The sequence below is a fragment of the Mesorhizobium sp. M0243 genome (assembly GCF_040321775.1).
Lineage (GTDB): Bacteria > Pseudomonadota > Alphaproteobacteria > Rhizobiales > Rhizobiaceae > Mesorhizobium.
On the sequence record NZ_JAMYSF010000004.1, the window covers coordinates 259,124 to 276,947 of the forward strand.

Consider the following 17,824-nt stretch of genomic DNA (forward strand, 5'->3'; position numbering starts at 1 on the left):
GACGCAACCAGGGAGACATCCATGCTGCAACTTAAACCCGACGATGACGGACGGTCGCGACTCGGTCAGGCAGCTTCTGGAAAAGATGGGAGTTGCCCATTGGCCGAAACAGGCGGTCGACTTCAAGCGGGTGATCGCCCAAGGCGATCTTGTCATGCCCCAGGTCGTTCAGCCGAAAACGGCTGACACGCCAGAGACGGTCATCGTGGATATTTTCCGCCGAGCATTGGGACGTGATGCAGCCGGTGCCCGCCAACCCGGTCAACAGGCGATCGATGTACTGATCCCGGCTTACTGCCAGCACCGGCCGCCGTTCAAAACCCGAACGACACCTGCGCCGGTGGCAGCGGGCCGACGCGCACGCCTTCCATGGCCAGCATCTTCTCCTTGGTGATCGATCCGCCGGGCGCAGAGAAGCCGCCGATCTTGCCCCCGGCGGCAAGGATGCGATGGCAGGGGATGACCAGCGGCACCGGATTGGCGCCAAGCGCAGCACCTGTCTCGCGGGCGAGCCCGGCATGGCCGGCGGTCTTGGCCAGCTCGCCATAGGTGGTGGTTTCGCCGAAGGAGAGTTTTCGCGCCGCGTCGTATATGGCGAGGCGGAAATCGTCGACGCCATCGAGATCGACCGGCACGGCGGAGAAATCGACGTCCTCGCCCGCCGCATAGGCCTTGATCGCCGCGATCAGCTCGACCACCCATGGCGGCTGGGCCGTGGAGGCGGAAACGCTGCCATGGCGCAGCAGGCGCCGCTCCACCGCTTCGCGGCTGTGTTCGGGCAGGCAGAGCCGGATCAGGCCCTTTTCGCTCCAGGCAATGCCCATAAAGCCGATCACTGTTTCTAACACTGCGTGGCCGGCCGTGATCGAAGCTGTCGTGTCCATCATGCGTTCCTTTCCGCAAAGTGGCGAAAACCGGGATTCGTCCCAGTACATATCCAGAACAATATGGCATCACCGCCTGCGTCTCGCCACCCGAAAACCACCGGATGGCCCCGATTGCCGCTCATGAATCGCTGGTGTAAGGGATTTCTTAACAACCCGACAAATCGGACCCGAGCGCGGCTTGCCAGCAAAATTCAACCTTATCGCGATCGGCGTGATCCTGGCCGCCGCCGGCATCAGCGGCTGCACGTCGACCTCGCAGATGAAATCCGCGCCTGCTCTTACCGAAACCGCGACCGTCGCCGGCACTGACGCCGGCTTCACCGTGCCGCTGCCGGAGACCGTTTCGGTGCTGCCGGAATCCTCCGGTATTGCCCCCGTTCAGACGGCCGAGCTGCCGCTCGATCCCACAGCACAGCCGGCGGCAGCGACCGCCGCCTTTGCCGGTTCGACGCCGGCGGCACCAGCCGTGCCCGCCGTGATGACCGCCAATGCCTGGCAGGCGCCTGCGCCGACCATTGCGGGCGAGCCGGTCAAGGCCGCCCAGACCTATACGACCGCAGGGCTCGTCATGCCGGCGACCGCCAAGGGCGACCGGATGCCAGGCGTCCAGCAGGTCGCTTATGTCGTGCCGCAGAACCCGGCTGCCCTGGTGCAGGGCCCCGTCGGGCCGACGGAAGAACACGCGACGGGCGTGCGTGGCGATGTTGAGCGGCTGATCGAGAAGTACGCCGCGATATATCAGGTGCCGGTGGACCTGGTGCGCCATGTCGTCAACCGCGAGAGCACCTTCAACCCGAAAGCCTACAACAACGGCCATTGGGGACTGATGCAGATCAAGCACGCGACGGCGCGCGGCATGGGCTATGACGGGGCGGCCAAGGGCCTGTTCGACGCCGAGACCAATTTGAAATACGCGGTGAAATATCTGCGCGGCGCCTGGCTGGTGGCCGGCGGCAACGCCAAGAAGGCCGACTGGCTCTACCAGACCGGCTATTATTACGACGCCAAGCGCAAGGGCCTGCTCGAGGCGACCGGCCTTGGCCGCGACCGCCAGCGCCGCCGCCTGCAGCCCGACGCCTGAGCGCGATGCCTGAACCGCGCCCGCCGGCTTTGAACGACATCCGGCTGCGCAAAATCCTCGACGAGACGCTGGTTCCGCCACATTGGCCGGAGGGTTTTGTCATGCGCAGCTTCGAGCCCGGGGACGCGCCCGCCCTGCATGCGCTGTTGACCGAAGTGTTCGATGATGGCGCCGATGGCCCGTTCGACGAGTGGTGGCCGCGTATCGCGGACGATCCCGAATCCGACCCGGCGCTGTGCTTCCTCGTCATCGACGCCAAGGGCCGGCTGGCGGCGGCGGCGCTGTGCTGGACCCGCGCCTTCGTCAAGGATCTCGCCGTTCATCCCGAGGCGCGCGGCAAGGGCGTTGCCGAAGCGCTGATGTGGCACGCCTTCGCCATTTTTCGCGAACGCGGCGCCGATCATGTCGACCTCAAGACCAACACGGTCGAGAACCCCGCCGCCGTCCGGCTCTATGAACGGCTTGGGATGAGCCCCGTCGCCTGGGAAGGCTGAACCGTTCCAGCCGGGCGGATCGGCCCGATCGCCGGTCACAGGGAATGGCTCGCTTTGGGAACCCAAAGCGTCGCTCCGCATTCATTGCAGGGTGGGCCTGACAAGCTGTCGGCGCGTGGGAGGATTTTCCGTCACCGGCTGCGGAGGGACATCCACCACCATGAAGTTTTCTCACGCATTCTTTGCGGTCGGAGTCGCTGCCATGCTCGCTGGCACGCCAGCATGGGCCGTCGATTTGTCGATCGTGTCGGGCGACACCGGCGATGGCATCAAGGTGCTGCGCGAGATCCTCGACCGTTACGAGAAAGACAGCGGCAACAAGGTCGGCATCGTCGTCATGCCGGCGTCCGGGACCGACCAGTTCGGCCAGTACCGGCTTTGGCTTGCCGCCGGAAACAGCGACATCGACGTCTACCAGACGGATGTGATCTGGGCGCCGCAACTCGCCAGCCAGCTCGTGGATTTGACCGCAGCGACCAAGGATATCGTGGCTGAGCATTTCCCGTCGATCATCCAGTCGCAGACCGTCGACGGCAAGCTCGTCGCCTTGCCGATCTTTACCGATGCGCCGGCGCTCTACTACCGCAAGGATCTCCTCGACAAATATGGCGCCAAGGTGCCGGCCACCTGGAAGGAACTGGCCGACACCGCCAAGCTGGTCATGGACAAGGAGCGTGCGGCCGGCAATCGGGATATCTGGGGCTTCGTCTTTCAGGGCAATGCCTATGAGGGGCTGACCTGCGACGCGCTCGAATGGGTGATGTCGAATGGCGGCGGCCAGATCATCGAGCCTGACGGCTCCATCTCCGTCAACAACAGCCAAGCGGCGGCGGTGCTCGACATAGTCAAGGGCTGGGTCGGGACCATCGCGCCGCCCGGCGTGCTCGCCTACCAGGAAGAGGAATCGCGCGGCGTCTGGCAGACCGGCAACGCGGTGTTCATGCGCAACTGGCCCTATGCCTACGCGCTCGGCAACGGCGAGGGCTCGCCGATCAAGGGCAAGTTCGACGTGGCGCCGCTGCCGGCCGGCACGGGCGAGGGCGCCCGACCGGTCGCAACCCTGGGCGGCTGGAACCTCGCCGTCTCCAAATATTCGAAGCATCCGGATGCCGCGATCGACCTGGTCAAGTTCATCGCCTCGCCCGCGATGCAGAAATACCGCACGCTGAAGACGTCCAACCTGCCGACCATCCAGGCGCTGTATGACGATGCCGACATCGCCAGGCAACAGCCGATCGTTCCGCGCTGGAAGCAGATCTTTCTCGATGCGGTGCCGCGCCCCTCGGCCGCGACCAGGATCAAATACAACGAGGCGTCGAGCCAGTTCTGGAACGCCGTTCACAACACGCTGTCGGGCGACGGCACTGCCGCCGACAATCTGGCCGACCTCGAAGCGACGCTGACCAAGTTGAAGGGCCGAGGCTGGTGACGATACTGGGACAGCCACCCGGCGGGACCGCAACGAGCGGAGCGAGATGACACGGACGGAACCGGAAACAGCCAGGGCCGCGCACTCGCAGTTGACGGCGCAGCGCGTTCGCTCGGCGTGGCTTTTCCTGGCGCCAATGCTGCTGGTGCTCGCCGCGGCGGCCGGCTGGCCGCTTGCCCGCACGGTCTATTTCAGCTTCACCGACGCCTCGCTGGCCGACCTCGACGCGCGCCAATGGATCGGCTTCGGCAATTATTTCTCGGTGCTGCACATGCCGAGCGGCCGGACCCTCTATGACGGGTTGCTCGTCGATCCGGTCTGGTGGCGTGCCGTCTGGAACACGGTTCGTTTCACAGTGATTTCGGTGACCTGCGAGACCATCCTCGGCACGATCGTTGCCCTGGTTCTCAACGCGGAATTCGCCGGCCGCGGCATCGTCAGGGCAGCGATCCTGATCCCCTGGGCGATCCCGACGATCGTCTCGGCGAAGATGTGGCAATGGATGCTCAACGACCAGTTCGGCATCATCAATGTCGTGCTGCTCAATCTCGGCCTGATCAGCACCAAGATCGCCTGGACGGCCGACGCCGACACGGCGATGGCGGCCGTCCTCATCGTCGATATCTGGAAGGCGACACCGTTCATGACGCTGCTCATCCTGGCCGCGCTGCAGATGCTGCCGAGGGAGATCATCGAGGTCGCGAGGCTCGACGGCGCGAACCCCTGGCAGATCTTCTGGCGGGTGACCTTGCCGCTCATCCGCCCGGCCCTGATGGTGGCGGTTATCTTCCGCGCGCTCGATGCGCTGCGCATCTTCGACCTGATCTATGTGCTGACGCCCAACAATGTGCACACCAAGTCGATGTCGGTGTTCGCCCGCGAGAACCTGTTCGAGTTCGACAAGTTCGCCTATGGCTCCGCCGCCTCGACCTTGCTTTTCCTGATCCTCGCTCTGCTCACCATCGTCACCATCCGGATCGGCCGGATAAGCCTGGACGGAGGCCGCTGACATGTGGATCGTGAAGCGCACGGCCTTTTACCTGCTGGTCGCGGTCATCGTCTTCGTCGCCGTGTTCCCGTTCTACTACGCCATCGTCACCAGCCTGAAATCGGGGACCGACCTGTTCCGAGCCGATCTGTGGCCGAGGACGATCAGTCTTGCCAATTACCGGAATGTGCTGACCGAGGGCAGCTTCGTGCGCAACTTGCTGAACTCGCTGTTCGTCTCCGGCGCGGTGGTTGCGCTTTCGCTGTTGCTCGGCGTCACATCAGCCTATGCGCTGGCGCGCATTCGCTTTCGCGGTCGCTCGGCCCTGCTGTTCATCATCCTGTCGGTGTCGATGTTCCCGCAGGTGGCGCTGCTGGCCGGGCTGTTCGAACTGGTCCGCCTGTTCGGCCTCTACAATTCGCTATTCGCGCTGATCTTCTCCTACATGATCTTCACCTTGCCGTTCACCGTCTGGGTGCTCACCACCTTCATCCGCGACCTGCCGGTCGAGGTCGAGGAGGCGGCGATCCTAGACGGCGCGACGCCGTGGATCATCATCACGCGGGTCTTCCTGCCGCTGATGTGGCCGGCGCTGGCGACCACCGGCCTGCTGGCTTTCATCGGCGCGTGGAACGAGTTCCTGTTTGCCCTGACCTTCACCTCCAACAACGCACAGCGGACCGTGCCGGTAGCGATCGCGCTGCTCTCCGGCAACTCGCAGTTCGAGATCCCTTGGGGCAACATCATGGCGGCCTCGGTGATCGTCACGGTGCCGCTGGTGGTGCTGGTGCTGATCTTCCAGCGCAAGATCGTCTCCGGCCTCACCGCCGGCGGGGTCAAGGGGTGAGGGGGCGAAACGCTCAGATGTCCGGTGCGTTGCCGATCCTCTGCTTGAGCTCCAGCGCCCAGGCGCGGCCTTCGTCGCCGCCCCACAGCAGCCAGGCAATGTAGCCGGCCGAAGGGTTTTGCTCATTGCCGTAGTTCCTGCCGCGCTTGTCGATCTCGTGGCGGGCGAAATAGCTGACCATGCGGCGGATGGTGGAGGGCGCGAGCTTTTCCCGGTTCTTCAGCTCGGTGGCGCGGGCCACGCCGATCCCGGTGCCGCCGCGGCCGAATTCGCCGCGCAGCCTGAGGCCCTTGGCGGCATTGTCGGCCACCACTTGCGGGCAGCGCAGATCGATCTCGTCGTCGTGCATGTTGTTCCCCGGATCACGCTGCCCGAACAGGTATTACGACATCTCACCATGCGCAATAAATGTCGGGACCGATCGCCGCCAAACGTCCTTGGGTCGCAGAGCGACCGCGCCGGGACGCCGGCGCCGCGACTTGAAGGAGCCGATCATGATCACCTTTCCCAACGAATCCGCGAAATACCGCACCGCGCGCGAAAAACTGCTGCGCAAGGAAATCGAGCTGCGCCGCGTCATGGAAGAGGTCGCCGAGGCCCGGCGCGCGCTGCCGCCGGGCGGGCTGATCCGTCAGGACTATGAGTTCGACGGGCTGGATACCGATCGAAGGCCGGCCAAGATTAAGCTTTCGGAGCTGTTCGCGCCGGGCAAGGATACGCTGATCCTCTACAACATGATGTTCCCGCGTCACCCGCAGGAGAAGCGCGATGTGGCGACCAGCGGCGGCACGGCGAAGCTTGCCCGACCGGACCAGCCATGTCCGTCCTGCACGGCATTGCTCGATCAGTTCGACGGCGCCGTCGGGCATCTCCAGGCCGCCGGCTTCAATTTCGCGGTGGTGGGCAAGACCGCGCTCGAAAACCTGGTCGCGCTCGGCCGCGACCGGGGCTGGCGCAACATGCGGCTGGTGTCTTCGGCTTCCAACAGCTTCAAGCGCGACTACAATGCGGAGGCGGCCGACGGCTCACAGATCCCGCTGCTGTCGGTGTTCCACCGCGACGGCGACGGCATACGCCATTTCTGGAGCTCGGAACTGGATTTCGCACCGACGGAGCCGGGCCAGGACCCACGCGGCCTTGGTACCTGCGAAACGCTGTGGAACCTGATGGATTTCACGCCTGAAGGCCGCCCGAACTGGAACGAGCAGTTGCAATATGGCGGGGCGTGTTGCCACTGAAAGGCAGCTCTGGTCAGCCGCCGCGTTTCAGTTTTCGGAACATGAGTCCCATGGCTGGCTCGAACGAGGGCATCGGCGAGGGTTCGAGCCCGGCACGGATCGGTGAGGCGATTGAGGCGACATGCGCAGGCTTCTTCCTCATGAGCTGCAACCGGAGTGCCCAAGCGACGTTGGATTGTCCGAGGGACAATTCCAACCGGAGACATGCCATGAAAACGCTTACCATTCTGACCGCAGCAGCATTGCTTGCCGGCGCGCCGGCCTTTGCCCAGTCGAACACGACCGCCACGACCACGCCGCTCGCCACGACGACGAAGGTCGACACTTCGACCTTCATCAAGACGGTGCCAAGCGCCAATGAGTTCGAGATCGAGTCCAGCAAGCTCGCCGAGCAGAAGGCGACCGACGCCGACGTCAAGGCGTTTGCCAAACAGATGATCGCCGATCACACCAAGGCCGGCGAGGAATTCAAGGCGGCGCTTGCCCAAGGCCAGACAACCTCGGCCACAGCGCCGTCCGGTCCGGCCCTGCAGCCCAAGGAGCAGAAGATGCTCGATGAGTTGAAGAGCGCCAGCGGCGATCAGTTCCAGGCCAAATACATCGAGATGCAGACCAACGCGCACAAGGAAGCCGTCGCGCTGTTCAGCGGCTATGCGCAATCCGGCGACGACCCTGCGATGAAGGAATTCGCCAAGAAAACGCTGCCAACGCTGCAGATGCACGAGAAACACGTGAAGGAACTGGCGGCCGCGCATCAGGGGTGAGGGCGGTTCAAGGTCGACGCTCTATGGCGCCCCCCTGTGTCCGGCAGTACTGTGGGGGGCGCCGTAGAGCGCTACCATGGAAGCCAGCCCGCTTGGCAAACCAACACCACAATGTGGCCCTGTGCCTCAAGGACGGCACGCCCTATACCGATCAAGGCTGAGCGCTGCTCAGGTCGACCTGATCTGCTCGACCGCGGTCACCAGCAGTTCTTCCATGGCGGTGCGTATCTGGGCATCCGACTGGGCGATGCCTGCCGCGTCGAAATCCGCGCGGACCTTGCGGAACACATCGTTGTCGCCGGCCTCTTCGAAGTCGGCGTGCACCACTTCCTTCGCATAGGCGTCGGCGTCCGCACCGGATTTGCCAAGCTTTTCGGCGGCCCACAGGCCGAGCAGCTTGTTGCGGCGCGCCATGGCCCTAAACTTCGTTTCCTCGTCCATCGCGAACTTCTTTTCGAAGCCTTCCTGACGGTCTCTCATGCTGCTCATGGTTTGCCTCGTTTAGATGTGAGTCCGGTCTTCAGCCTGGGGGAAGAACGGCAGGAGAGGCGAGAGTGGCGCGCATGGATGTCATTAGCAAGGCAAGGTCGCCGGTGATTGAGCGGGCGCCTGGCGGCAGTGGTCTTCGCCCGATGTGATTTGACGTCGCCGTGCTGTGTCCTACTCTCGAATGCCTCTGGATGAACCGAGGAGACGAGCGATGCAGTTCAACGGAATTCGCGGCGTCTTGCTGACGGCGGCCGTGATCCTTGCAGCCGGCACCGCGGCCTATGCCCATCATGGCTGGTCGTGGACGCAGGACGGGTTTTTCGAACTCAGGGGCAAGATCACGGCCATCTATATCGGCAATCCGCACGCCACGCTGGATGTCGACGCCGAGGGCGAGGCCTGGCGGGTGGAGATGGCGCCGCCGTCCCGCACGATCGCCGCCGGCTTCACGGAGGAGGTGGCCAAGGTCGGCGACGAGGTGACCGCGATCGGCAACCGCTCGCTCGAGGCGACCGAAAAGCGCATGAAGGCGGTGCGCCTCATCGTCAACGGGAAGACCTATGATGTCTATCCCGACCGCGTGCCGCCGGCCTAGATGACGGAGCTTCTCGCCGGCATCGAGCAACTCGCTTTGGCGCGGTGGCTGAAGGCGTCCTTCGTCGCCTACCCCGTGGTCAATGCGCTCCACATCATGTCGATCGGCGCGCTGCTGACCAGCGTCGTTCTCATGGACCTCAGGATCTGCGGCGCTTTCCGCTCGCTGCCGCATGCGGCGTTCGTCGGGCTGCTGCGCCACATTGCGTTGGCGGCGTTCGCGGGCGCGTTCGTCACAGGCTCGCTGCTGTTTTCAGTGAAGGCGAGCACCTATGCGGCGATGCCGGTTTTCCTCGCCAAGATGGCACTCATCCTTCTCGCCGGCGTCAACTTCCTCGCCTTCATGCGCTTCTCCCGCGCAACAGGCCGCGGCGAGCCGGCAGGTGGGATCGTCCTGGCCGTGCTCTCGATTCTGCTGTGGATTTCCGTGCTTTTCGCCGGACGGTTCATCGGTTTTCTCTGATTAGAGCGAGCGCCTGCACTGGTGTTCCGCCAGTGCAGGGATAAGCTCCCTGAAGCACCTGGGTTGTCACCTACAGTTTTTTTGCGAAGAGGACCCCCACCCCTAACCCCTCCCCACAAGAGGGAGGGAGACTTCCGTTGGCGCTGACCTAGGCAAATCGTCTGTCTTTCGGCGCCAAAGAAGAATTTAAAGGCACGCGGCAGCGTTCCCTCCCCCTTGTGGGGAGGGTTAGGGTGGGGGTCCTTCTTCGCAAGAATCCACATGCGGTAGCCCTGCCCTTGGGGGGAAGGTTAGGGGGCTCTTCATTAGCGCTAACGCGGCAGCCTGCTGCATACTCAGGGAGAACCACCATGAAAAAAGAAATCATCGAAGTGCCTGTCATGTCGGACAAGGTGCGGGCGCTCGGCCTTCCCTGCTCGACAGCGGTGAGGGCCAACGGCTTCGTGTTCATCTCGGCGACGCCGCCGGTGGACATGGTGACCGGCGAGATGGTGCGCGGCGACATCGAAACGCAGACCGAGGCGTCGCTGAAGGCGCTGAAACATTGCCTGGAAGCGGCGGGCACCTCGCTGGACAATGTGGTGATGGTGCGCATCTACGCCGTCAATTCCGGCTTCTACAACGCCATCAACGGGGTTTATGCGCGGTATTTCAGCGTGAACCCGCCGGCGCGGAGCTTTGTGCCGGTGGCGTCATGGCCGATGGAGTTTGATATCGAGATCGAGTGCGTGGCGGTGGCGTGAGGGGCAACCCTTAAGCTGATAGCTCTAGAAGCCAAAGTCGATGCCTGGGATCGCAGCCATACGAGTATTCTTGAATAAACCTGGGCAAATGATGTGGTGCCGCCCAATACCTCGCCCCTACGCACTGTTTGACGGCTAAAATGTGTAGTAGCTTCCTCCGTCTACCTGGGGGATGGCTGTGAACCTTATTCAAGAAATTGAAATCGCGTATTTTCGTAGCTTTTATAAAGTTACGTTGTATAGATGCAATCATTTGAATATAATATTTGGGAAGAACGACGTTGGCAAGTCGAATATAGTTCGCGCTTTGAACCTCTTTTTTAACAACAAAACAGATCATATTAATGACTACGATTTTGGCATTGATTTCTCGGATAAGCGCTTAACTGAATCTCAGAATTCGGACGATGTTAGGAAGTTTATATATGTTAAAATTACGTTTGCAACTCCGAAGAATTATCAAAGGTCTCTCGGCGAGCGATTTTATGTGAAGAGGCAGTGGACAGTATCTCGTGGGGATGATTACCACGAAGAGGTTTCGTCGCATATTCGGGAGAATCAAAGACATATCGTTACGAGGTTTATAAACTTATTTAGATTTATTTATATCCCAGCGATAAAAGATCCCACGATATTCCGAAGTCTTCTTTTTAATATATATGAGACATTGTCTGAGTCGGACGAGTTTTTATCGACAGTTGGTGATTTTGCAAGTAGAGTTCAGGGCCTAACGAGCAGTCTTTTTTCGGATCTTCCAAAAGAGATAGCTCATGAAACCAAAATATCTTCCCCCAGTAAAATGGATGAGCTTTTCCAAACCTTAGATTTCGAGACAATCAGTAATGCGGGGGGCATTTCAAAATCGCTCACGACGCAAAGGGGCGATGGCATCAAGGCTCGACATATTCCCGAACTGCTCAACTTTATATCAAAGAGAGATCGATTCCAGTTTCATATATGGGGGTTCGAGGAGCCCGAAAATTCGTTGGATTTCGTAGCTGCTGAGGCAGAAGCTGTTCGGCTCTTGAAGATTTCAGCCGGCGATGGAGTCCAGATATTTACCACCACACATAGCCCATCTTTCTATAACCTAACCTCTGACAAGATAACTAGATTCTACGTCACCAGAGACGGAGAGGGTGGCGATGCAACTATCGTTCAGGGCAAGAATCTCGAACGATTTGATGCTGTGACTGCAATTGGAGAAGGTTTTTATCTGCCGGCTGTGGCTAAAGCTCTCGAATCTTATTCCATACAGCAGCTAGAAATAAATAAGTTCAAGGAGGAAATAGGAAGTATTAGAGATGAATTATTTGAGATAAAGTCTCCGATACTTTTAACAGAAGGCAAAACCGACGAGTTAATTCTTTGTGAGGCTTGGAAGCGCCTAAGAAAATCGAAACAAATATTTCGTATTAAGAGCTGTGATACAAGCGATGGTAGTGGCGGAGGTGCTGCTGGTTCATCTAAGCTGTCGTTGTGTCTGAAGGCAGTCGCCGCTGACAATCCGCATGTTGTCATCGGCTTATTTGATCGCGATGAGAGCGGGGTGAAAGAGTGGAGATTAGATAATAATTTTGTCGCAAACGATCTTTTTTCGGATGTAAAATCTTCGAAGAACGGACGCTCATTCGGAATTCTTATGCCTGTTCCAGATTTTAGAGCTTTATGCGCGACGAATGAAAATCTCCCGATTGAATTCTTGTTTCCCGATCAATACTTATCAGTTGTGGTCGATGGTCGTCGATTAGTACTTACTCCTTTAACAGCCAACAGAAAGTTGGGAAATGAAGTGTTCCGGGTGCCGCTGGCGGGAGGAACAGAAGTGCAGGCAATTGATGAGAGTTCCAAAATGGCCTTTGCGAAGGCCGTTGTACCTCAGCTGCCGGATGAAGCTTTTTCTGCGTTCGATGCGGTGTTCAAAGCCGTCGAGGCCGTTATTTCAGCTACCGAAAGTTCATCGTCAGCGGCACAGCCGCAGATGCGGATGCGCAGAAGTATCAGGGATGTGGCTGGTTGAGCGGATAGCCCTACAGGACCTCACGCAAAATACTCCTGCAGCGGCCTCACCTCGAGGCTCCCCGCCTTCAGCGCCGCGATCGCCTCGGCCACTGCCGCCGCGCCCGACAGCGTCGTGTAATACGGCACCTTCTGCATCAGCGTCGCGCGGCGCAGCGATTTTGAGTCCGACACCGCCTTCTGGCCGTCAGTCGTGTTGAAGACGATCTGGACCTGGCGGTTGCGGATGGCGTCTTCGATGTGGGGGCGGCCTTCCAGGACCTTGTTGATCTTCTCGGCGACGACGCCGTTTTCGGCGAGGAAGCGGGCGGTGCCTGAGGTGGCCAGCACCTTGAAGCCGAGGCCGGCGAGGCGCTTGACCGCTGGCAAGATGCCTTTCTTGTCCTCGTCGCGCACGGAGACGAACAGTGTGCCGGAGCGGGGCAGGTCGACGCCGGCCCCTAACTGGCTCTTGGCGAAGGCCAGCGCAAAATCGCGGTCGAGGCCCATGACCTCGCCGGTCGAGCGCATTTCCGGGCCGAGCAGGATGTCGACGCCGGGGAAGCGGGCGAAGGGGAACACCGCTTCCTTCACCGCGATGTGGCCGGGGTTCCTGGGGTCGGGCATGGCGCCGTAATGGGCGAAGGCGTCTTCCAGTTTTTCGCCGGCCATGATGCGGGCGGCGATCTTGGCGATCGGACGGCCGATGGTCTTGGCGACGAAGGGCACGGTGCGCGATGCACGCGGGTTGACCTCCAGCACATAGACCGTGCCGTCCTTGATCGCATACTGCACGTTCATCAGCCCGCCGACATTGAGCGCGCGGGCAAGCGCCGCCGTCTGGCGCTCCAACTCGTCGACCAGTTCGGAAGGCAGCGAGTGCACCGGCAACGAGCAGGCGCTGTCGCCCGAATGGATGCCGGCCTCCTCAATGTGCTCCAATATGCCGGAGACGAAGGTCGACTTGCCGTCGCAGAGGCAGTCGACATCGACCTCGATGGCGCCACTGAGATAGGTGTCGAACAGCAGCGGGTTCTTGCCCAGCAGCGTGTTGATCTGGCCGGTCTTGTCGTTGGGGTATTTCTGCTTGATGTCCTCCGGCACCAGGCCGGGCACCGTGTCGAGCAGATAGGTCTGCAGCATGCCCTCGTCATGGATGATCTGCATGGCGCGGCCGCCCAGCACATAGGACGGGCGCACCACCAGCGGGAAGCCGAGCTCGCCGGCGACAAGGCGGGCCTGCTCGACCGAATAGGCGATGCCGTTCTTCGGCTGGCTGAGGCCGAGCTTGTGTAAGAGCTTCTGGAAGCGGTCGCGGTCTTCGGCGAGATCGATCATATCGGGCGAGGTGCCGAGGATGGGGATGCCGGCCTTCTCCAGCGCATCGGCGAGCTTCAGCGGCGTCTGGCCGCCGAACTGGACGATGACGCCGACCAGTTCGCCCGACGACTGTTCGACGCGCAGAATCTCCAGCACGTCTTCCGCCGTCAGCGGCTCGAAATAGAGCCGGTCGGAAGTGTCGTAGTCGGTCGACACGGTCTCCGGGTTGCAGTTGATCATGATCGCCTCGTAGCCGGCGTCGCGCAACGCAAAGGCCGCGTGGCAGCAGCAATAGTCGAACTCGATGCCCTGGCCGATGCGGTTCGGGCCGCCGCCGAGGATGACGACCTTCTTGCGCGACGAGACCTGCGCCTCGTTGGCCAGCGCGCCGGCAAACGGCACTTCATAGGTCGAGTACATGTAGGCGGTCGGCGAGGCGAACTCGGCCGCACATGTGTCGATGCGCTTGTAAACAGGATGAACGTCGAGCTTTTCGCGAGCTTTCTGAATCACTTCGGCGTCGGTCTTCGTCAGCGACGCGAGGCGGGCATCGGAGAAACCCATGGCCTTCAGCATGCGCAGGTTGACGGCATCCTCGGGAATGCCGTGCTCGCGGATGCGGGCTTCCATGGCGACGATGCCTGCGATCTGTTCAAGGAACCACGGGTCGATCTTGCACATGGCGTGCACGTCTTCCAGCGACGTGCCCATGCGGATCGCCTGCGCCACCATGCGCAGCCGGTCGGGCGTCGGCGTGCCGAGCGCGGCGCGGATGGCGTTGCGGTCGTCGGCATGGTTGGCCGTCGCGGCACCATAGCCGAGGCCGGGGATCTCGATCTCGTCGAGACCTGTCAGGCCGGTTTCCAGTCCGCGCAAGGCTTTCTGCAGCGATTCCTGAAAAGTGCGGCCGATGGCCATGACTTCGCCGACCGACTTCATGGCGGTGGTCAGCACCGGCTCGGCGCCGGGGAATTTCTCGAAGGCAAAGCGCGGGATCTTGGTGACAACGTAATCGATCGACGGCTCGAACGAGGCCGGCGTGGCGCCGCCAGTGATGTCGTTCTCCAGCTCGTCCAGCGTGTAGCCGACAGCGAGTTTTGCGGCGATCTTGGCGATCGGGAAACCGGTCGCCTTGGAGGCAAGGGCGGACGAGCGCGAGACGCGCGGGTTCATCTCGATGACCACCAGGCGGCCGTCGGCCGGGTTGACGGCGAACTGCACGTTGGAGCCGCCGGTCTCGACGCCGATCTCGCGCAGCACCGCGATCGAGGCGTTGCGCATCATCTGGTATTCCTTGTCGGTCAAGGTCAGGGCCGGAGCGACGGTGATCGAGTCGCCCGTGTGCACCCCCATCGGGTCGATGTTCTCGATCGAGCAGACGATGATGCAATTGTCCGCCTTGTCGCGGACGACCTCCATCTCATACTCCTTCCAGCCGAGCACACTCTCCTCGATCAGCACTTCGGTGGTCGGCGAGGCGTCGAGGCCGGACTGGACGATCTCGTAGAATTCGGCGCGGTTGTAGGCGATGCCGCCGCCGGTGCCGCCCATGGTGAAGGACGGGCGGATGATGGCGGGCAGGCCGACATGGTCGAGCGCCTGCGCGGCGATCGCCATGCCATGGCTGATGTAGCGCTGCTTGCGGTCGCCTTCGCCGAGGTTCCAGCGGGTTTCCAGCGCGTCGAGCGCGGCGTCGAGATCGGCCGGGGCCTCGGCCTTGACGGCGGCGCGCTCGGCTTCATGCGTCTTGCGGTCGGTGTTCTTGACGTCGGTGGCGTTGGCCAGCATCGACTTCGGCGTTTCCAGCCCGATCTTCTTCATCGCCTCGCGAAACAGAGCGCGGTCCTCGGCCTTGTCGATGGCCGTGGCGTCGGCGCCGATCATCTCGACATTGTAGCGCTCGAGCACACCCATGCGGCGCAGCGACAAAGCGGTGTTGAGCGCGGTCTGGCCACCCATGGTCGGTAGCAGCGCGTCGGGCCGCTCCTTGGCGATGATCTTGGCGACCACTTCAGGCGTGATCGGCTCGATATAGGTGGCGTCGGCCAGTTCCGGATCGGTCATGATGGTGGCCGGGTTGGAATTGACCAGGATGACGCGGAAGCCTTCCTCCTTCAGCGCCTTGCACGCCTGGGTGCCGGAATAGTCGAACTCGCAGGCCTGGCCGATGACGATGGGGCCGGCCCCGATGATCAGGATCGACTTGATGTCAGTGCGTCTTGGCATGTCAAAGGTCCGTTCGGCGGGCGGCTTGCACAAAAAACCGGGACGGGAAGACCCGGCCGGTTGTGCTCGCGATTCTGGTATCAGGCTAGGAGGGCCTTATAGGGAAGAGTTTTGACTGATGTAACCCCGAAAATGCGAGGTAGGGGAGTAGGGGAATAGGGGAATAGGGGAATAGGGGAATAGGGGAATAGGGGAATAGGGGAATAGGGGAATAGGGGAATAGGGTGTGGGTTCGAGGGAATTCCAAACATACTCCCTTATTCCCCTACTCCCCTAAATTCTAATTCCCCAGCGCCAGCTGATCCGTAATCTCAAACCGCTCGGCCTCGCCGATGCGTATCATGTTGAGGCTGCCCTCCCGAGTGAAGCGGAAATTGCCGTCCGCGTCGGAACCGGCCGGCTGGCCGGCACGGAAGGAGATGATGCGCGTGCCGCCATCGGGCCAGGTCACAGTGATGTTCGCCTTGTCGGCGGTGTGCACCACGCTGACCTTGCAGCGCTCCATTGGTTGGCCGACATAGCGGGCGCAGGGAATCTCGGGGCCAGAAGCCGGCGTCGGAACGGAATCAAGCGGGACGTCAGGCGCCGCCAGCGCCAGTACATACGCATCCTGCATCGCGGCGCGGCCGATTTCCGCGGCCGATTTCGGCGTGCTTTCGGCAGCCGGACCGGCGCCGCCAAGCCGCGCTGTCAGGTCGGGCGGTGCGACCGGCGCGCTATTGGTGGCCTGCGATTGATCCGGCGCCGAGGCCTGCCCGGCCTCATTGGCGCTGCCGGTGGAGGCAACCACCGGCGCATCGGCCGGTCTTGTCTCGCCTTCGACATAAGGGGCCGGATTGAGGGGAATGAGATAGCGCGCCGGCGCCCAGCCGCTCAGCTTCTCCTTGCCCGTGCTCTCGATCTTGCACCATTTGTAGCCGTTGATGTCGTTGCAGCCGAGATTGGTGACCATGTCGCCGCTGCTCAGCCGCGCCTCGACCGTGGCGACCGGCGATGCGGTGGTGCGGACCTTGAGAAGGTCGTCCGGCGCCAGGCCGGTGACGACGGAGATGACGAGGTCCGGCGCCTCTTGGGCCATCTCTTCAGCCATAGCGGGGGCAATCACCGGCCACGCCGTCATCAACAGCGGAGCAGCAATCAGCGCATGCAGGGTTGTTCGGAGCGTGACTGTGCGCCTCATCGTTTGGCCGTGCGCTGACATCATGCCGCGGCGGATCGAGCCCGCCGCAAGCCCGGCCGGTTTTATAAGGGACGCCGCGGCGCCATGTAAGCCCGAAAATTCGGCTCGCCGTTCCGCCGGTCCCAACCCGGCCCGCCAGGCCGTGAGCCTACTCAGCCGGGCATGAACGCAAGAGCGTTCAGCCGGGCAGGGGCATGAACCCTGTTCTGAGCGCGTGAGCCCATTCCGGCCGGGCCGCCTGTTCGGCTTGCCTGGCGGCCGCCTCGTGGTCGTAGTCGACGGCGATGGCCTCGAAGCGGTCGGACTGGCCGTTGCTGCCCAAGGTGACGATGCCGTAGCGCGCATGCGGCGAGCCCTGCTCGGAGACATGCGCCGGCGGTGTGGAATCGTCATAGGCGGGGCAGCCGATGCTGCCCGGGTTGAAAATGACGGGACCATCGGGGACGCGGATCAGTTCCGCGCGGTGGCTGTGGCCGCACAGCGCGATGCGGCAAGCCGGGTCGAGCGCCTTCAGCCGCCGCCGGATCGCCGTCAGCGGCGCACGCACCAGCTGGCCATTGACGATGGTATCGGCGAGATATTTCTCGTCATGGTCGGGACGGGCGTGGAAAGCGATGATTCCGGGTGCGATCTCCAGCGTCAGCGGCTGGGCGAAAAGCATCTGGCGCTGCGTCTCGGTCAGCCGCTCCTGCGCATAGGCGTCGGAGGGCCACATGGTGTCATCAGCGGGGTCGGCGGCGACACGGCGGTCGTGGTTGCCGCGCACTGTCGGCAGGTTCAGCGCCTCCAACCGCGCAAACGTCTCGCGCGGCCAGAGCGGGCCGGAAACGCTGTCACCCAGGTTGACGGTCAGGTCGGCGCCGCCGCGCCGGCGCAGATCATCGAGCACAGCGTCGAGTGCCAGGACGTTGCCGTGGATATCGGCCAGTACGGCAATGCGCATAGGGGGAGGCTCCGTGGGTTGGCGGCCCCGTTTTACGGCAGGGCTATCGCATATGGGAAGCCGAGGCTTCTGCTCTACGATGTACCCCACCTGACTCGCGCCTTTCCTCTCCCCCGTCGCTCTCCCCCCTCCGGAGGGAG

General features: G+C 62.1%; 18 protein-coding genes. 11 read left to right on the plus strand and 7 right to left on the minus strand.

Annotated features, from left to right (window positions below; genetic code table 11):
- Positions 1–31: 31 nt before the first annotated feature.
- Together NKJ11_RS07400 and NKJ11_RS07405 are read right to left on the minus strand one after the other, a co-directional pair.
- Positions 32–304, minus strand: a complete 273-nt coding sequence (locus tag NKJ11_RS07400) for a hypothetical protein (protein WP_352759600.1) — start codon at positions 302–304, stop codon at positions 32–34.
- Positions 305–314: 10 nt separating this feature from the next.
- A complete protein-coding gene (locus tag NKJ11_RS07405; RefSeq protein ID WP_352793020.1) occupies positions 315–884 on the minus strand; it encodes a methylated-DNA--[protein]-cysteine S-methyltransferase in 570 nt (189 codons plus the stop codon).
- A gap of 181 nt (positions 885–1,065) precedes the next feature.
- Between NKJ11_RS07405 and NKJ11_RS07410 the strand changes: the two genes are divergently transcribed.
- The 5 genes from NKJ11_RS07410 (at position 1,066) to NKJ11_RS07430 (ending at position 5,726) form a co-directional block, all read left to right on the plus strand.
- Entirely contained in the window at positions 1,066–1,968 is a 903-nt protein-coding gene (locus NKJ11_RS07410; RefSeq protein ID WP_352792985.1) for a transglycosylase SLT domain-containing protein, read from the plus strand.
- Positions 1,969–1,973: 5 nt separating this feature from the next.
- Positions 1,974–2,462: a GNAT family N-acetyltransferase gene (locus NKJ11_RS07415; RefSeq protein ID WP_352792986.1), complete on the plus strand. Its 489-nt coding sequence runs from the start codon at positions 1,974–1,976 to the stop codon at positions 2,460–2,462.
- Positions 2,463–2,622: 160 nt separating this feature from the next.
- Positions 2,623–3,891: an ABC transporter substrate-binding protein gene (locus tag NKJ11_RS07420; RefSeq protein WP_352792987.1), complete on the plus strand. Its 1,269-nt coding sequence runs from the start codon at positions 2,623–2,625 to the stop codon at positions 3,889–3,891.
- A 46-nt stretch (positions 3,892–3,937) separates the two neighbouring features.
- The gene (locus tag NKJ11_RS07425) at positions 3,938–4,900 is read left to right on the plus strand and encodes a carbohydrate ABC transporter permease (RefSeq protein ID WP_352792988.1); all 963 of its coding nucleotides are present in this window, start codon (positions 3,938–3,940) and stop codon (positions 4,898–4,900) included.
- A gap of 1 nt (position 4,901) precedes the next feature.
- Entirely contained in the window at positions 4,902–5,726 is an 825-nt protein-coding gene (locus NKJ11_RS07430) for a carbohydrate ABC transporter permease (protein ID WP_352792989.1), read from the plus strand.
- A gap of 13 nt (positions 5,727–5,739) precedes the next feature.
- Here the strand turns inward: NKJ11_RS07430 and NKJ11_RS07435 are convergent, their stop codons facing one another.
- Entirely contained in the window at positions 5,740–6,075 is a 336-nt protein-coding gene (locus tag NKJ11_RS07435; RefSeq protein WP_352759609.1) for a hypothetical protein, read from the minus strand.
- Positions 6,076–6,220: 145 nt separating this feature from the next.
- Between NKJ11_RS07435 and NKJ11_RS07440 the strand changes: the two genes are divergently transcribed.
- Positions 6,221–6,964: a DUF899 family protein gene (locus NKJ11_RS07440; RefSeq protein WP_352792990.1), complete on the plus strand. Its 744-nt coding sequence runs from the start codon at positions 6,221–6,223 to the stop codon at positions 6,962–6,964.
- A gap of 209 nt (positions 6,965–7,173) precedes the next feature.
- Positions 7,174–7,728, plus strand: a complete 555-nt coding sequence (locus NKJ11_RS07445; RefSeq protein WP_352440425.1) for a DUF4142 domain-containing protein — start codon at positions 7,174–7,176, stop codon at positions 7,726–7,728.
- Between the two features lie 168 nt (positions 7,729–7,896).
- Here NKJ11_RS07445 and NKJ11_RS07450 read toward each other — a convergent pair whose 3' ends face one another.
- Positions 7,897–8,217: a DUF1476 domain-containing protein gene (locus tag NKJ11_RS07450; RefSeq protein ID WP_292679787.1), complete on the minus strand. Its 321-nt coding sequence runs from the start codon at positions 8,215–8,217 to the stop codon at positions 7,897–7,899.
- Positions 8,218–8,428: 211 nt separating this feature from the next.
- Here NKJ11_RS07450 and NKJ11_RS07455 point away from each other — a divergent pair, with 211 nt between their 5' ends.
- The 4 genes from NKJ11_RS07455 (at position 8,429) to NKJ11_RS07470 (ending at position 12,037) form a co-directional block, all read left to right on the plus strand.
- The gene (locus NKJ11_RS07455) at positions 8,429–8,812 is read left to right on the plus strand and encodes a DUF6152 family protein (protein WP_023809710.1); all 384 of its coding nucleotides are present in this window, start codon (positions 8,429–8,431) and stop codon (positions 8,810–8,812) included.
- Entirely contained in the window at positions 8,813–9,274 is a 462-nt protein-coding gene (locus NKJ11_RS07460; protein ID WP_352792991.1) for a DUF6644 family protein, read from the plus strand. It begins immediately after the preceding gene.
- Between the two features lie 350 nt (positions 9,275–9,624).
- The gene (locus NKJ11_RS07465; protein WP_352792993.1) at positions 9,625–10,017 is read left to right on the plus strand and encodes a Rid family hydrolase; all 393 of its coding nucleotides are present in this window, start codon (positions 9,625–9,627) and stop codon (positions 10,015–10,017) included.
- 178 nt (positions 10,018–10,195) lie between these two features.
- Positions 10,196–12,037: an ATP-dependent nuclease gene (locus NKJ11_RS07470; protein ID WP_352792994.1), complete on the plus strand. Its 1,842-nt coding sequence runs from the start codon at positions 10,196–10,198 to the stop codon at positions 12,035–12,037.
- A 20-nt stretch (positions 12,038–12,057) separates the two neighbouring features.
- Here NKJ11_RS07470 and carB read toward each other — a convergent pair whose 3' ends face one another.
- The 3 genes from carB to NKJ11_RS07485 form a co-directional block, all read right to left on the minus strand.
- On the minus strand, positions 12,058–15,561 hold the full coding sequence (gene carB / locus NKJ11_RS07475) for a carbamoyl-phosphate synthase large subunit (RefSeq protein WP_352792996.1): 3,504 nt from the start codon (positions 15,559–15,561) through the stop codon (positions 12,058–12,060).
- Between the two features lie 280 nt (positions 15,562–15,841).
- Entirely contained in the window at positions 15,842–16,741 is a 900-nt protein-coding gene (locus NKJ11_RS07480) for an SH3 domain-containing protein (protein ID WP_352792997.1), read from the minus strand.
- A 178-nt stretch (positions 16,742–16,919) separates the two neighbouring features.
- Complete coding sequence (locus NKJ11_RS07485) at positions 16,920–17,684, minus strand: metallophosphoesterase family protein (RefSeq protein ID WP_352792998.1); 765 nt, start codon at positions 17,682–17,684, stop codon at positions 16,920–16,922.
- Positions 17,685–17,824 lie beyond the last annotated feature (140 nt).

What these genes read in the sequence shown, in the direction of transcription:
- NKJ11_RS07430 (WP_352792989.1), top strand. Translation starts at nt 4,902, where the DNA reads ATGTGGATCGTGAAGCGCACGGCCTTTTACCTGCTGGTCGCGGTCATC.
- NKJ11_RS07455 (WP_023809710.1), top strand. Translation starts at nt 8,429, where the DNA reads ATGCAGTTCAACGGAATTCGCGGCGTCTTGCTGACGGCGGCCGTGATC.
- NKJ11_RS07450 (WP_292679787.1), bottom strand. Translation starts at nt 8,217, where the DNA reads ATGAGCAGCATGAGAGACCGTCAGGAAGGCTTCGAAAAGAAGTTCGCG.
- NKJ11_RS07435 (WP_352759609.1), bottom strand. Translation starts at nt 6,075, where the DNA reads ATGCACGACGACGAGATCGATCTGCGCTGCCCGCAAGTGGTGGCCGAC.
- carB (WP_352792996.1), bottom strand. Translation starts at nt 15,561, where the DNA reads ATGCCAAGACGCACTGACATCAAGTCGATCCTGATCATCGGGGCCGGC.
- NKJ11_RS07485 (WP_352792998.1), bottom strand. Translation starts at nt 17,684, where the DNA reads ATGCGCATTGCCGTACTGGCCGATATCCACGGCAACGTCCTGGCACTC.
- NKJ11_RS07480 (WP_352792997.1), bottom strand. Translation starts at nt 16,741, where the DNA reads ATGAGGCGCACAGTCACGCTCCGAACAACCCTGCATGCGCTGATTGCT.
- NKJ11_RS07460 (WP_352792991.1), top strand. Translation starts at nt 8,813, where the DNA reads ATGACGGAGCTTCTCGCCGGCATCGAGCAACTCGCTTTGGCGCGGTGG.
- NKJ11_RS07420 (WP_352792987.1), top strand. Translation starts at nt 2,623, where the DNA reads ATGAAGTTTTCTCACGCATTCTTTGCGGTCGGAGTCGCTGCCATGCTC.
- NKJ11_RS07440 (WP_352792990.1), top strand. Translation starts at nt 6,221, where the DNA reads ATGATCACCTTTCCCAACGAATCCGCGAAATACCGCACCGCGCGCGAA.
- NKJ11_RS07465 (WP_352792993.1), top strand. Translation starts at nt 9,625, where the DNA reads ATGAAAAAAGAAATCATCGAAGTGCCTGTCATGTCGGACAAGGTGCGG.
- NKJ11_RS07425 (WP_352792988.1), top strand. Translation starts at nt 3,938, where the DNA reads ATGACACGGACGGAACCGGAAACAGCCAGGGCCGCGCACTCGCAGTTG.
- NKJ11_RS07445 (WP_352440425.1), top strand. Translation starts at nt 7,174, where the DNA reads ATGAAAACGCTTACCATTCTGACCGCAGCAGCATTGCTTGCCGGCGCG.
- NKJ11_RS07415 (WP_352792986.1), top strand. Translation starts at nt 1,974, where the DNA reads ATGCCTGAACCGCGCCCGCCGGCTTTGAACGACATCCGGCTGCGCAAA.
- NKJ11_RS07405 (WP_352793020.1), bottom strand. Translation starts at nt 884, where the DNA reads ATGGACACGACAGCTTCGATCACGGCCGGCCACGCAGTGTTAGAAACA.